Source organism: Delftia sp. WSY_22, assembly GCF_043104185.1.
GTDB lineage: Bacteria > Pseudomonadota > Gammaproteobacteria > Burkholderiales > Burkholderiaceae_C > Comamonas > Comamonas tsuruhatensis.
The window spans coordinates 297,422-311,617 of sequence record NZ_JBICKN010000018.1 but is presented as its reverse complement, the minus strand read 5'-3'; the positions used below and the strand labels follow the sequence as shown (position 1 = coordinate 311,617).

Annotated in this window: 12 protein-coding genes; 10 read left to right on the top strand and 2 right to left on the bottom strand. The window is 68.0% G+C overall.

Translation table 11 applies throughout. The features are described from left to right. Positions 1–82 precede the first annotated feature (82 nt). The 9 genes from ACF8NF_RS11275 to ACF8NF_RS11235 are packed head-to-tail and all read left to right on the top strand — an operon-like array spanning position 83 to position 10,928. Positions 83–1,642, top strand: a complete 1,560-nt coding sequence (locus tag ACF8NF_RS11275) for an aldehyde dehydrogenase family protein (protein ID WP_392450607.1) — start codon at positions 83–85, stop codon at positions 1,640–1,642. After that, positions 1,639–2,886 (top strand): ABC transporter substrate-binding protein, encoded by a 1,248-nt coding sequence (locus tag ACF8NF_RS11270; protein ID WP_392450606.1) that lies wholly within the window; start codon positions 1,639–1,641, stop codon positions 2,884–2,886. Before ACF8NF_RS11275 ends, ACF8NF_RS11270 begins: the two co-directional genes overlap by 4 nt. Before the next feature lie 14 nt (positions 2,887–2,900). Beyond that, positions 2,901–3,773 (top strand): carbohydrate ABC transporter permease, encoded by an 873-nt coding sequence (locus ACF8NF_RS11265; protein ID WP_016446303.1) that lies wholly within the window; start codon positions 2,901–2,903, stop codon positions 3,771–3,773. Next, on the top strand, positions 3,766–4,650 hold the full coding sequence (locus ACF8NF_RS11260) for a carbohydrate ABC transporter permease (RefSeq protein WP_047216922.1): 885 nt from the start codon (positions 3,766–3,768) through the stop codon (positions 4,648–4,650). Before ACF8NF_RS11265 ends, ACF8NF_RS11260 begins: the two co-directional genes overlap by 8 nt. Positions 4,651–4,678: 28 nt before the next feature. Next, positions 4,679–5,794 carry an ABC transporter ATP-binding protein gene (locus ACF8NF_RS11255; RefSeq protein WP_343740131.1) on the top strand — a complete coding sequence of 372 codons (1,116 nt, stop codon included), beginning with the start codon at positions 4,679–4,681 and terminating at the stop codon, positions 5,792–5,794. Then, the gene (locus tag ACF8NF_RS11250) at positions 5,791–7,326 is read left to right on the top strand and encodes a GMC family oxidoreductase (RefSeq protein WP_343740132.1); all 1,536 of its coding nucleotides are present in this window, start codon (positions 5,791–5,793) and stop codon (positions 7,324–7,326) included. The genes ACF8NF_RS11255 and ACF8NF_RS11250 overlap by 4 nt, the downstream gene beginning before the upstream one ends. Beyond that, positions 7,323–8,108: a 3-ketoacyl-ACP reductase gene (locus tag ACF8NF_RS11245; RefSeq protein ID WP_338500504.1), complete on the top strand. Its 786-nt coding sequence runs from the start codon at positions 7,323–7,325 to the stop codon at positions 8,106–8,108. Before ACF8NF_RS11250 ends, ACF8NF_RS11245 begins: the two co-directional genes overlap by 4 nt. Positions 8,109–8,119: 11 nt before the next feature. Continuing rightward, positions 8,120–9,733 carry a GMC family oxidoreductase gene (locus tag ACF8NF_RS11240; protein ID WP_016446298.1) on the top strand — a complete coding sequence of 538 codons (1,614 nt, stop codon included), beginning with the start codon at positions 8,120–8,122 and terminating at the stop codon, positions 9,731–9,733. 13 nt (positions 9,734–9,746) lie between these two features. Then, positions 9,747–10,928 carry a DUF993 family protein gene (locus ACF8NF_RS11235; protein WP_209801952.1) on the top strand — a complete coding sequence of 394 codons (1,182 nt, stop codon included), beginning with the start codon at positions 9,747–9,749 and terminating at the stop codon, positions 10,926–10,928. Between the two features lie 78 nt (positions 10,929–11,006). On the opposite strand, the gene argC is transcribed toward ACF8NF_RS11235, so the two are convergent. After that, the gene (gene argC / locus ACF8NF_RS11230; RefSeq protein ID WP_209801951.1) at positions 11,007–11,975 is read right to left on the bottom strand and encodes an N-acetyl-gamma-glutamyl-phosphate reductase; all 969 of its coding nucleotides are present in this window, start codon (positions 11,973–11,975) and stop codon (positions 11,007–11,009) included. Between the two features lie 119 nt (positions 11,976–12,094). Here argC and ACF8NF_RS11225 point away from each other — a divergent pair, with 119 nt between their 5' ends. Next, the gene (locus tag ACF8NF_RS11225) at positions 12,095–12,979 is read left to right on the top strand and encodes a LysR family transcriptional regulator (protein ID WP_017407463.1); all 885 of its coding nucleotides are present in this window, start codon (positions 12,095–12,097) and stop codon (positions 12,977–12,979) included. A 129-nt stretch (positions 12,980–13,108) separates the two neighbouring features. On the opposite strand, the gene ACF8NF_RS11220 is transcribed toward ACF8NF_RS11225, so the two are convergent. Continuing rightward, the gene (locus ACF8NF_RS11220) at positions 13,109–13,525 is read right to left on the bottom strand and encodes a jacalin-like lectin (RefSeq protein ID WP_074922946.1); all 417 of its coding nucleotides are present in this window, start codon (positions 13,523–13,525) and stop codon (positions 13,109–13,111) included. Between the last annotated feature and the right edge of the window lie 671 nt (positions 13,526–14,196).

Sequence of the window (14,196 nt, the reverse complement as noted above, 5' to 3'; positions counted from 1 at the left end):
TGCCGACCTGCCGACCTGCCGACCTGCCGATTCGCCGTCCCGCCCTTGCCTCACCCCTGAACCACCCAAGGAGACCGCCACCATGACTGCCGCGAACCTGCCTCCAGCCCATGCACCTGCAGTGAATGCAGGGGCCATGGCCGGCCTCGTCCACAGGCCCCCGTTCCATGGCCGGCTGCTCATCGATGGCGCCTGGGCCGATGCGGCCGACGGCGCGACGCTGGAACGCCGCTCCCCGGCCCACGGCACCGTGGCCAGCATCCATGCGCGGGCCGGGCGGGCCGATGCCGCGCGTGCCATTGCCGCAGCACGCCGCGCTGCGGACCACGGGCCCTGGCCCCGCATGAAGGGTGCGCAGCGCGCCAGCGTGCTGCGTGCCGTGGCCGAACGCCTGCTGGACCGCAGGCAGGAATTGGCGCGTATGGAGACGCTGGAGACCGGCAAGCCGCTGGCCCAGTCGCTGGACGAGGTGGGCGCGGCGGCCGACTTGTGGCACTACGCCGCCGCACTGGCGCGCAACCTGCATGGCGACAGCTATGACACGCTGGGCGAGCAGACGCTGGGTGTGGTGCTGCGCGAGCCGCTGGGCGTGGTCGGCATCGTCACGCCCTGGAACTTTCCCCTGCTCATCGTCAGCCAGAAGCTGCCCTTTGCGCTGGCCGCCGGCTGCACGGCCGTGGTCAAGCCGGCCGAGGAAACATCGGCCACCACGCTGATGCTGGGCGAGATCCTCATGAACGCCGGCCTGCCGCCCGGTGCCGTCAACATCCTGCCAGGCGGCGGTGGCGCTGTCGGCGAGGTCCTGGCCGCGCACCCGGACATCGACATGCTGTCCTTCACGGGCTCCACGGAAACAGGCTGGAAGGTGGCCGCAGCATCGGCGCAGACGCTCAAGAAGCTGTCCCTGGAGCTGGGCGGCAAGAACCCCCAGATCGTCTTTGCCGACTGCGACTTCGAGGCGGCCGTCGATGCCACGGTGCTGGGCATGCACTTCAATGCCGGCCAGTGCTGCAACAGCGGCAGCCGCGTGCTGGTGCAGGCGGCCATCGCCGAGCGCTTCGTGGCTGCCGTGGCCGAGCGCGCTCGGCAGGTGCGCGTGGGCGATCCGCTGGACCAGGGCGTGCAGGTGGGCGCCATCACCACGCAGCGCCAGCTGGACGCCATCCTTACCCACATCGAGGCCGCGCGCCAGGCCGGCGCCCGCGTGGTGCTGGGCGGCGGCCGCATGGCGCGCCCGGGCCTGTATGTGGAGCCCACGGTGCTGGCCGGCGTGACGCCGGACATGGCCGTTGCCAGGCAGGAGGTCTTCGGGCCCGTGCTCGCGGTGCTGGTCTTCGAGGACCTGGACGATGCCATCGACCTGGCCAACGCCACGCTCTACGGCCTGTCGGCCGCCGTCTGGAGCCGTGACTTCAGCACCTGCCTGGCGGCGGCGCGGCGCATCAAGGCCGGCACGGTCTGGGTCAATACCTTCCTCGAAGGCCATGCCGAGCTGCCTTTCGGCGGCTACCGCCAAAGCGGCCTGGGCCGCGAGCTGGGCCGCCGTGCCGCCGAGGACTACACCCAGGCCAAGACCCTGCACATGCACCTGGGGGCGCGCAGCCACTGGTATCTGCCCATCCACGAAGGAGGCACGGCATGAAGCGGCCACTGACTGCCATGGCGCTGGCCATGGCCTTTGCCACACCGCCGGCCGCCATGGCCGGGCAGAGCGTCGAGGTCCTGCACTGGTGGACCGCTGGCGGCGAGGCCGCCGCGCTGAACCTGCTCAAGAGCGGGCTGGAAAAGCAGGGCGTGCGCTGGAACGACATGCCCGTGGCCGGTGGCGGCGGCGAGGCGGCCATGACGGCGGTGCGCGCCCGCGCGACCTCGGGCAACCCGCCCACGGCGGTGCAGATGCTGGGCTTCGACATCCTGGACTGGGGTGGACAGGGCGTGGTCGCCGACCTGGATGCCCTGGCCGCGCGCGAGGGCTGGGACAAGAGCGTGCCGCAGGAGGTGCAGAAATTCTCGCGCTACCAGGGCCGCTGGATCGCGGCGCCGGTCAACATCCATTCGACCAACTGGCTGTGGGCCAACCGGCAGGTGCTGGCCCAGGCGGGCGTGACGGCCCAGCCGGCGAGCTTTGACGAATTCATCGCGGCGGCGCGCAAGGTGCGCCAGGCCGGCTTCATCGCCATCGCCCATGGCGGCCAGCCCTGGCAGGAGGCCATCGTGTTCGACAGCGTGGCCCTGTCCACGGGCGGCGCCGACTACTACCGCAAGGCCTTCATCGAGCGCGATCCGGCCACCATCCGGTCGGCGACCACGCGCAAGGTATTCCAGCGCATGGCGCAGATCCGCAGCCTGGTGGACAAGGATTTTTCGGGGCGCGACTGGAACGTGGCCTCGGGCATGGTCATCGCCGGCAAGGCGGGCTTCCAGATCATGGGCGACTGGGCCAAGGGCGAGTTCCTCAACGCCGGCAAGCAGCCCGGCAAGGACTTTGCCTGCTACCGCTTCCCGGGCACCCAGGGCATGGTGGCCTTCAGTTCCGACCAGTTCGTGATGTTCAGGCTGTCCGACGCGGGCAAGGCGGCCGCTCAGCGCAAGCTGGCGGCCGCCATCATGGAGCCGGCCTTTCAGTCGGCGTTCAATGTCGTCAAGGGTGCGGCGCCTGCGCGCCTGGACGTGGCGGATACGGCCTTCGACGAATGCGGCAAAAAGGCCATCCGCGACGTGGCCGAGGCCGATGGCCGGCGCAGCATGCTGGGCTCCATTGCGCTGGGCCATGCGACGGCCGCATCGGCCAAGAACGCCATCTATGACGTGGTCACGCGCCACTTCAACGGCCAGATCGATGATGCCAGGGCCGTGGCCGAGCTGGCCTCGGCCCTGGCCGACTGATGGAGGACCCTGCCATGAAGGCCGGCTGGCTCCCCAGGCTGCTTCTCAGCCCCAGCGTGCTGCTCACGCTGGTGTGCGTGTACGGATGCATTCTGTTCACGGTCTATCTGTCGTTCACGGCATCGACCCTGCTGCCGCGCCATGAATGGGCCGGCACCGCTGCCTACACGCGGCTGCTGGGGCTGGAGAACTGGAAGATCTCGGCGAACAACCTCGCGGTGTTCGCCAGCCTCTACATCGCCATTGCCATGGCGCTGGGCCTGGTACTGGCCATCCTGATCGACCAGAAGATCCGCGCCGAGGCCGTGCTGCGCTCCATCTTCCTGTACCCCATGGCCCTGTCCTTCATCGTCACGGGAACGGCGTGGAAATGGCTGCTCGACCCCGGCGTGGGCCTGGAAAAATCCATGCACCTGCTGGGCTGGCAGGGCTTTGCGTTCGGCTGGATCAAGGACGGCGACATGGCCATCTACTGCGTGGTCATCGCCGCCGTGTGGCAGACCAGCGGCTTTGCCATGGCCCTGTTCCTGGCGGGCCTGCGCGGGGTGGACTCCGAGCAGATCCATGCGGCGCGGCTCGATGGCGCGCGCACCTGGCAGGTCTACTGGCGCATCATCCTGCCGCAATTGGGGCCGGTTTTCGTATCGGCCTTCGTGATCCTGGCGCACATGGCCATCAAGTCCTATGACCTGGTGATTGCGCTGACCAATGGCGGGCCCGGCCGCTCGACCTGGCTGCCCTCGGTGTTCATGTATCAATACTCGTTCACCCGCAACGAGATGGCCGTGGGCGCGGCCAGCTCGGTGCTGATGCTGTTGGCCGTGGGCGCCATCGTCCTGCCCTATCTCTGGGGCGCCATGCGCAGCGCAGGAGGTCGCCATGACTGAGCTGCGCACACCCTGGTCCTTGACACGGCGGCTTCAGCCCTGGCGCGTGCTGCTGTATGCGGCGCTGGTCCTGCTGGCGGCGGTCTTCCTGCTGCCGGTCTATGTGATGCTGGCCAATTCGTTCAAGCCGCTCGACGAGATCCGCAGCGGCCACCTGCTGGCGCTGCCCGGGCAGTGGACGCTGGCGCCCTGGCGCAGCGCCTGGAGCACGGCGCAGATCGGCGTGCAGGCCACGGGGCTGCGGCCGTTCTTCCTCAATTCCTTCCTGGTGGCCGTGCCATCCGTGCTGCTGTCCACGGCCCTGGGCGCGCTCAACGGCTGCATCCTGACCCAGTTCCGTTTCCGGGGGGCGGACCTGCTGTTCGGCGCCATCTTGCTGTCGGTCTTCATTCCATTCCAGATCGTGCTGATCCCCATGGCCAAGATGCTGGGGGCGCTGGGCTTGGCGGGCAGCCTCAAGGGCCTGGTCTTCGTCAACACGGTGTACGGCATAGGCTTCACCACGCTGTTCTTTCGCAACTACTACGCGGCCTTCCCGGCCGAGCTGGTGCGCTCGGCGCGCATGGATGGCGCGGGGTTCTTCGGGCTGCTGTGGCGCGTGCTGCTGCCCAACAGCCTGCCCATCGTCGTGGTGGCCGCGATATGGCAGTTCACCAGCATCTGGAACGAGTTCCTGTTCGGCGCCTCGTTCAGCGATTTCAGCTCCTACCCGCTGACCGTGGCGCTGAACAACCTGGTCAACAGCAGCACCGGTGTCAAGGAATACAACGTCCACTTCGCGGGGGCGTTCATTGCGGCCTTGCCGACGCTGGCCGTGTACCTGGTATCGGGCCGGTTCTTCGTGCGCGGGCTGATGGCCGGCGCCGTCAAAGGCTGATGCCCAGCATCTTGCAGTGAGGCATTCCATGGCATTCCTTGATCTCGACCGCATCCACAAGCGCTTCGGCGCGGCCAGCATCCTGCAGGACATCAGCATTGCCGTGCAGGAGGGCGAATTCCTGGTCCTCGTCGGCCCGTCGGGCTGTGGCAAGAGCACGCTGATGAACATCATCGCGGGCCTGGAGCCGCCCAGCGGCGGCCGCCTGGCGCTGGGCGGCCGCGACATCACCCACACAGCGCCGGCCGAGCGCGACATCTCCATGGTGTTCCAGTCCTATGCGCTGTACCCCAACATGACCGTGGCGGGCAACATCGGCTTTCCGCTGGAGATGCGCAAGGTGGACAAGTCGCGGCGCCTTGCGCGGGTGCAGGAGGTGTCCAGGCTGCTGCAGATAGAGCACCTGCTGGGGCGCAAGCCGCGCCAGCTGTCGGGCGGCCAGCGCCAGCGCGTGGCCATAGGGCGGGCGCTGGCGCGCGAGCCGCAGCTCTACCTGTTCGACGAGCCGCTGTCCAACCTCGATGCCCAGCTGCGCGTGGACATGCGCGCCGAGATCAAGAAGCTGCATCAGCGCCTGGGCGCCACCATCATCTATGTCACGCACGACCAGATCGAGGCCATGACCCTGGCCACGCGCATCGCCGTCATGAAGGGCGGGGTGCTGCAGCAGCTGGGCACGCCGCAGCAGGTCTACAACCGGCCGGCCAACACCTTTGTGGCGGGCTTCATGGGGTCGCCGCGCATGAACCTGCTGCCTGCGCGCGTGGGTGAGGGGGCGGGTGAGGGGCAGGGCGGTCCCTTCCTCGATATCGGCGGCCAGTCCCTGCCCCTGCCGCAGCCGCTGGCCACCGCGCTGCAGGGCCATGCGGGCCGCGAAGTCATTGCCGGCATACGTGCCGAGGCCGTGGGCCTGGCGCCCGAAGGCGTGCCGGCCGCCCCCGGCCAGGGCCTGGCCGAGGCCCGCGTCGAACTGCTGGAGCCCACCGGATCGGACACGCTGGCCCTGCTGGAGCTCGGTGGCCATGCGTTCACCGCGCGGCTGCCGCCCGATACGCCGTTGCGCGCCGGGGACAGGGCACGCCTGCTGATCGACCTGTCTCGGCTGGTCTGCTTCGATGCCGCCACCCAGGCGCTGATCGCATGACCGCCATGGCGCACAACGGGCTGGACTGCGATGTGCTCATCATCGGCTCGGGCGTGGGCGGCTCGGCCGTGGCCCTGCAACTGGCGGACAGCGGTGCGAGCGTATGGGTGCTGGAGCGCGGCCCGGTGCTGCCGCGCGAGGCGCAGAACTGGGACATCGAGGCCGTCTTCGCCGAAAGACGCTACCAGACCGACGAGGTCTGGTACGCCAGCGGGCGGGCGTTTCGGCCCGGCATGTTCTATTTCGTGGGCGGGCACACCAAGTTCTACGGCACGGCCATGCTGCGCTTTCGGCAGCGCGATTTCGAGGCGGTGGAGCATGAGGAGGGCATCTCGCCCGCCTGGCCGCTGCGCTATGCCGATCTTGAACCCTGGTATGCCCTGGCCGAGCAGCTGTTCGGCGTGCGCGGCCAGGGCGGCGCCGACCCCACGGAGCCGCCGCGCAGCACGGCCTATGCCCATCCCCCGGTGCCGCACGAGCCGCTGCTTTCGCGCATCGAGCAGCGCTTGCGTGCCCAGGGCCTGCGGCCGTTTCCCATGCCCTGCGCCATCGACCTGGGACCGGGCGGGCACTGCCGGCGCTGCGCCAATTGCGACGCCGTGCCCTGCATGGTGGGGGCCAAGGGCGATGCCGAAACCTGCCTGCTGCGGCCTGCGCTGGCGCACCGCAATGTGCGGCTGCACACCGGCGTGCACGTTCAGCGCCTGCTCACCGATGCGGGCGGGCGGCGCGTCGTCGCGGCGGAGGTGGTGGACCGCGGCGTGGCGCGCCGCATCACGGCGGGGCTGTTCGTGCTCAGTGCCGGCGCCATCAACTCGGCGGCCCTGCTGCTGCGCTCGGCCAATGCGTGGCATCCGCGCGGCCTGGCCAATGGCAGCGACGTGGTGGGCCGCCACTACATGACGCACAACACCACGGCCCTGATGGCATGGCACCCGTTCAGGCGCAACCGCACGCGCTTTCCCAAGACGCTGGCGCTGCACGACTTCTATTTCGGCGACGGCGCGGGCGGCCCGCCGCTGGGCAGCCTGCAACTGCTGGGAAAGATCCGCGAGCCCATGCTGCGTGCCGCCCTGCCGGGCACCCCGAGGTGGCTGCGCAGCGCGCTGGCCGAGCGCAGTGTGGACTGGTACGCGCAAAGCGAGGACCTGCCCCACCCCAGCAGCCGCGTCACGCTGCGCGCAGACGGAGCCATCGACCTGCACTGGCACCGCACCAACCTGCGCGCCCACCAGCGTTGGGTGGCGCGCTGCGCCCAGATACTGCGCGGCACCGGCTACCCGCTGGTGCTGTCGCGCGGCTTCGGCACCGAGGTGGTGTCGCACCAGTGCGGAACGGTGCGCCTTGGGAGTGATCCGGCCACCTCGGCGCTGGACCCGCATTGCAAGGCCTGGGAGCTGGACAACCTGTATGTGGTCGATGCGGGATTCTTCCCGTCCTCGGCCGCAGTCAACCCCGCGCTGACCGTGGCTGCCCAGGCCCTGCGCGTGGGCAGTCACCTGCGTCACCACCTTCAGGAGCTGCTGCCATGAATCCGCAATCGACGGCACGGCGCCCCGTGGCCCTGGTCACCGGCGGCAGCCAGGGCATAGGCGCCGCCATTGCGCTGCAACTGGCGCACGACGGCTTTGACGTGGCCATCACCACGCTGCAGGACGATGGTGCCAGTGACGGCGCCAGCGTCGCGCAGATCCAGGCCTGCGGCGCGCGTGCGCTGCATGTGCGCGGCGACCTGGCCGACGTGCACGACCACGCTCGTGTGCTCGATGCGGTCTGCGCCTGGGGCGGTGTGCCGTCCTGCCTGGTCAACAACGCAGGCATGGGATCGCCGCGCCGCGGCGATCTGCTGGACATCCGCGCCGAGGACTTCGACCGGGTGATGGCCACCAACCTGCGCGGCAGCTTCTTTTTCACGCAGGCCGTGGCGCAGCGCATGCTGGCTGCGCCTTCGGGCGCTGCGCGGTCCATCGTCACCGTGTCCTCGGTCAGCGGCGAGATGGCGTCGGTGGAGCGCGGCGAGTATTGCCTGTCCAAGGCCGGCCTGGGCATGCTGACGCGCCTGTTCGCGCTGCGCCTGGCGGCGCACGGCATTGGCGTGTTCGAGCTGCGCCCCGGCATCGTCCGCACGGCCATGACGGCGGGCGCTGCCGATCGGTACGACGGCCTGATCGCTGCGGGCCTTGTGCCCATGGGCCGCTGGGGCCGGCCCGAGGACGTGGCGCAGGCCGCCGGCGCGCTGGCAAGCGGCAGGCTGGCGTTTGCGACGGGGTCGGTGCTGCATGTGGATGGCGCGCTCTCCATCGCGCGGCTGTGAGGAGGATGACCATGGACAGCTATGACTACATCATCACGGGCGCGGGCTCGGCCGGCTGCGTGCTGGCCAACCGGCTGAGCGCCGACCCCTCGGTGCGCGTGCTGCTGCTGGAGGCCGGGGGCTGGGACTCGCATCTTCTGTACCACTGGCCTGCGGGCTTTGCGCGCATGACCCGGGGCCGGGGCTCCTGGGGATGGCAGACCGTGCCGCAGCGGCATCTGAACCAGCGCGTGCTGCGCTACACGCAGGCCAAGGTCATCGGTGGCGGCTCGACCATCAACGCCCAGCTGTACACGCGCGGCGTGCCGGCAGACTATGACGACTGGGAGCGCCTGGGCGGCGCCACGGGCTGGTCCTGGCGCGACGTGCTGCCGTACTTCAAGCGGTCGGAGAACAACCAGCGCTTTGCCAACGAGTACCACGGCTACGGCGGCCCGCTGGGCGTGTCCTGCCCCGTCAGCCCGCTGCCCATCTGCGAGGCCTTCTTCCAGGCCGGCCAGGAAATGGGTATGCCCTTCAACCCTGACTTCAACGGCGCCGCGCAGCAGGGCCTGGGCTACTACCAGCTCACGCAGTGGAATGCGCGCCGTGCGTCGGCCGCCACGGGCTTCATCGATCCGGTGCGCATGCGCCGCCCCAATCTGACTATCCAGCTGCAGACCCAGGCGCTGCGCGTGCTGGTGCAGGGCAGGCGCGCGGTTGGCGTGGAGGCGGTCTCGGGCACCAGCCGCACGCCTTTCAGCGTGCACGCCAGCCGCGAAGTCATCGTCTGCTCGGGCGCCATAGGCTCGCCCAGGCTGCTGATGCACTCCGGCATAGGCCCTGCCGACCATCTGCGCAGCGTGGGGCTTGCGCCTGTGCATGACCTCCCTGGTGTCGGCTCCAACCTGCAGGACCACCTGGACCTGTTCGTGATCGCCGAATGCACGGGCGACCACACCTACGACAAATACCAGCGCCCCTGGCACGCGGCCTGGGCGGGCCTGCAGTACCTGCTGCTCAAGAAAGGGCCGGCCGCCTCCAGCCTCTTCGAGACCGGGGGCTTCTGGTATGCCGACCCCGATGCGCTCGCGCGCTCGCCCGACATCCAGTTCCATCTGGGGCTGGGCTCGGGCATAGAAGCCGGAATGACCGGGCTGGAGAACGCGGGCGTGACGCTGAACACGGCCTACCTGCGCCCCCGCTCGCGTGGCACGGTCCGGCTCGCGGATGCTGACCCGGCGTCGGCGCCCTTGATCGATCCCAACTACTGGGCAGACCCGCATGACCGGGCCATGTCCATCAAGGGCCTGCGCCTTGCGCGCAAGCTGCTGGGCCAGCCAGCGCTGCGGCGCTACGTGCACGGCGAGGTATTGCCGGGCGGACATCGGGACAGCGATGCCGAACTGTCTGACTACGCCTGCGCCCATGCCAAGACCGACCACCATCCCGTGGGCACCTGCCGCATGGGCCCCGAGCACGATCCGGACAGCGTGGTGACGCCGCAACTGCAGCTCATCGGCATGGAGGGGCTGCGCGTGGCCGATGCGTCCGTGATGCCCTTCATCCCCTCGTGCAACACCAACGCTCCCACCATCATGGTGGCCGAGAAGGCTGCCGACCACATCCTCGGCCGACTGGCTTGAGGCAGGAGACCCCATGCAGATCCTCCTTCCCCGAAGCGACGGCCGTCTCGTGCCACTGGCCATGAAGGCCAGTCCCATCGCTCCCGCGGGCCCGGCCCCTGCCTTCAACCGCAGCGTCTACGCAGCGGCCCATGTGGTGATCGACCCGTTGGCAACCACGCATCCCTGGGATGGCCCGCCTGCCATCGATTGGGAGGCGACGCTGGCCTTCCGCGAGCATCTGTACCGCCTGGGCTTCAAGGTCGCCGAAGCCATGGACACGGCCCAGCGCGGCATGGGCCTGGACTGGCCATCGGCACGCGAACTCATCCAGCGCAGCGCGCGCCATGCGCGGGCAGTGGGCGGCCAGCTGGCCTGCGGCGCGGGCACCGACCAGCTGGCGGCGCAACCCGGGGTCACGCTGGCACAGGTCGAGGGGGCCTACCGCGAGCAGATGGATGTGGTGCAGGCCGAAGGCTGCCCCGTGGTCCTCATGGCCAGCCGCGCCCTGGTCCAGGCCGCGCGCGGCCCGCAGGACTATCTGCAACTCTATGACCGGCTGCTGGACGCTGCCGACCAGCCCGTGGTGCTGCACTGGCTGGGCGAGATGTTCGACCCTGCGCTGCGCGGCTACTGGGGCAGTACGGACCTGGTGCAGGCCCTTGATACCGTCGCCGCGCTGATCGCAGCGAAGGCGCCCAAGGTCGAAGGCATCAAGGTATCGCTGCTCGATGCGCAATGGGAGAGGGCGCTGCGCCGCAGGCTGCCTGCGGGCGTGAAGATGTACACGGGTGACGATTTCCACTACGCCGAACTCATGGCCGGCGATGGGACGGCAGCCGGTGAGGGCGGCCACTCCCACGGCCTGCTGGGCATCTTCGACCCCATCGCCCCGGTGGCGGCCGTGGCGCTGGCCGAACTGGCCCAGGGCCGCAGCGGACGCTTCCGGGAACTGCTGGATCCCACGGTGGCGCTGTCGCGCGAGATTTTTTGCGCGCCCACGCGGCATTACAAGGCAGGCATCGTGTTCCTGGCCTGGCTCAATGGCCACCAGAAGCACTTCTCCATGGCCGGCGGAATGCAGTCTGCACGCGGGGCCGTGCACTTTGCCAAGGTGTTCGAGCTGGCCGATGCCTGCGGTGCGCTGGCGGACCCGGAACGGGCCAGCGCGCGCATGAAAAGCTATCTGTCAGTGGCCTGTGGCGTCGAGGCTTGAAGCAGGATTGCCCGGATCTTGCCCCGTCTTCCCCAGGCCGGCAGCTCACACCGCACACACTCCACGCTCACACCAGGCTCACACCACGCTCAGGGATTCATCGCATCCTGGCTGCAGCATCGGCTGCAGCCCGAGCATCAGATCAAGGTTCTGCACCGCCGCGCCGGCGGCGCCCTTGCCCAGGTTGTCGAACACGGCGGTCAGCAGCACCTGCTGCTCCTGCGGCTGTCCGAACACCGCCAGCCGCATCCGGTTGCTGCCATTGAGCGCGCGCGGATCGAGCCGCTGCGCATCGGCGTCCTCCTCCAGGGGTTGCAGCTCGATGCACGGCTGGTCCTGGTACCGCGCCTGCAGCGCAGCGTGCAGGCTGCGGGCGGTCACACCGGCGGGCAGCAGCCGCAGATGCAGGGCGATGGTCAGCACGATGCCTTGCCGGTAGTGGCCATAGGCCGGCACGAACACCGGCGCATGGGCCAGGCCGGCATGCTGCTGTATCTCGGGCACGTGCTTGTGGTGCAGCCCCAGGCCATAGACCTGCAGGGGCACGGCAGTGGCGGCGGCAGCGCCCTCATGGTCCAGCAGCCCTGCGCGGCCCCGTCCCGAATAGCCCGATACCGCGTGAATGGCCAGCGGGTAGTCGGGGGGCAGCAGGCCCGCGTCGATCAAGGGCCTGAGCAGTGCCAGAGCACCTGTCGGATAGCAGCCGGGATTGCTGACGCGCCGGGCATGGGCGATGCGTTCAGCCTGGCCTGCCTCCAGTTCCGGCAGGCCATAGACCCAGCCCGGCGCGGTGCGATGCGCAGAACTCGCATCGATCACGCGCACGCCGGGCCGGCGCACCAGCGCCACGGCCTCGCGCGCAGCCTCGTCCGGCAGGCACAGCAAGGCGATGTCGCAGTCGTTGAGCGCCTCGGCGCGGTGCGCCGTGCTTTTGCGCTGGTCGGCCGGCAGCTGCAGCAGGCGCAGGTCGGTCCGATCCGCCAGCCATTCGCGCACCTGCAGGCCGGTGGTGCCTTGGTCGCCATCGATGAAAACAAGAGAGGTCATGGGTTGCTCCGATTGGGTGTGGAGCGCATGGTGCAGCGCCTGCCGCATGCAGGCCAGTTGAATCTGACAAACTACGGATTCATGATTCCTGAATTGCTGGCAACCTGGGACACCGCACCATGCGCGAAATCAATCTGGACCGTCTGCGCACCCTGCTGACGGTGGCCGACCTGGGCTCATTCGCCGCCGCCGCCAAGGTGCTGCACCTGGCGCCGCCCACGGTGACGCTGCATGTGGCGCAGCTCGAAGAGCGTCTGGGAACTCGTCTATTGCACCGCGCACCGGCCGGCGTCACCGCCACATCGGCCGGCAGCCTGCTGATAGACAAGGCGCGCCAGCTCCTGGCCGAGGCCGACGATCTCCTGCAGACCGTGCAGCGCCAGATCGCCACGCGCGGGGGCCGCGTGCGCCTGGGCGCCTCCACTGGCGCACTCGCGCACCTCTTGCCCCAGGCGCTGGAAACCCTGGCCGCCCGGCATCCCGAGATCGACGTGCAAGTGGCGGTGATGACCAGCGAGGAAGCCCTGGCGCGCCTGGCGGCCGGCAGCCTGGACATCGGCATCGTTGCCCTGCCGCAGCCTGTGCTGCGCGGGCTGCAGGTGCAGGCCTGGCGCCAGGACCCGGTGCTGGCCTTCATCCCGGCCGCCTGGAAGCCGCCGCGGCACATTACGCCCGCCTGGCTTGCGGCCCGCCCGCTGATCGCCAACGACCGTGGCACCCGGCTGTCGCGCCAGACCGCCGAATGGTTTGCCGCAGGCGGCGCCCGGCCGCAGGCACGCATCGAGCTGAACTACAACGACGCAATGAAGAGCCTGGTGGCAGCGGGCTACGGCGCCGCGCTGCTGCCCCACGAGGCCGGCGCACCGCAGCCTGACCCCCGCATCACCACGCGACCCCTGCGGCCAGCACTGTCAAGGGCGTTGGGCATCGCGCATCGCAAAAGGCCGGATGACGACGCGACGACGGTGACGATTGAGGTTTTGATGGGGATGCGGGGGCGTTGACTTTGCTGATTGATGCCTGATTGACAGCAGGAATCCATAGAGCCGATGAGCGGACTGGAATAAACCTCGGCTTCATCCCAGTCCGTTTCGGTGCCTTGTTGATGCGATGGCACCATCACCGGTTTGACACTACGCTGGAATGAAAACGCCTATCGCGTCAACATTTGTGCCGGAACGACCAAAGAATCCACCCGCTGCTTCAGCAGGAATGGGGCCGAAGGGTTTCCCTCCGTCGCCTCCGTAGGGGCCGTAGGACTTCTTGTTGGTGGTAATGGTCAGGGAATCAATTCGACTTCCGCTTCGCCCTTGTATCGTAACGATGTGCTCGTTGCTGCCAAACTCGATCACAGTTTCTTCGCCGCCCCCGCCACCATGGCGTGCACCAGTGAGCTGTGTTCCGTCTGTCAGAAGCCATGTGGTTTGGATGGCATCGACTCTGGCTCCATGCCTGATCGAAATCCTCACAATTCGAACCACTTGGGTCAGATCATCGGAAAATTCGTCTCCACCCTGACCGCCGACTTGTTGACTTTTCTTGTAAGGCATATAAATCTCCGTTGTCAATCGCCCTTGGTTTTTTGGCTTCTACGGGGCGATGTTCATAGAAGCGTAAGGCTCGAAAGCCAGAGGCTGAATTCAATTATTGGCCGAATTGCGACAATGGCCGTAGTGCGCTTCCAGTGCAAATGAGGTGCGGTCGACAAGAGCACGCTCTGACGTTCATTGACCAAACGATCCCTCCGAAATGCGCGAAGTCAACACGATTTGATTTCTGGATCTCAATAGCGGCACATCCGGTTTTTCGTCCTGTCATTGCGATCGTTATGGCGGTATTTGCCACTGCCATCATCAGAGGTCTTCAGGCCATTCATTGCTGGCGTTTCATTCTGTCACATTGAATAAGCGGCGTCCATCGGAAGTTGTCAATTCAATCGTTGGATTGAGAATGGCTTCTTCTTTTCAATGGTGGTGGTGCATTCTGATTGCATCAAATAGCTGCTGTACACACATTACTGCCATTGCTCGCATTGCACCCATTGCAGCAATTGATGGCGGTGTGCGGTGGCAGTCTCGATAAAGCCGACAAGTTCGGACCACAGATGAGCAACCGCAAAGAGGCAAGTCCACCATCGCGGCTCATGCACAGGCGCTGCCGACCCGAACCGGGCCTTCACCAGGTGCACCAAAGCAGGCCGCAGTGTCCAGGCCCCAGGCTC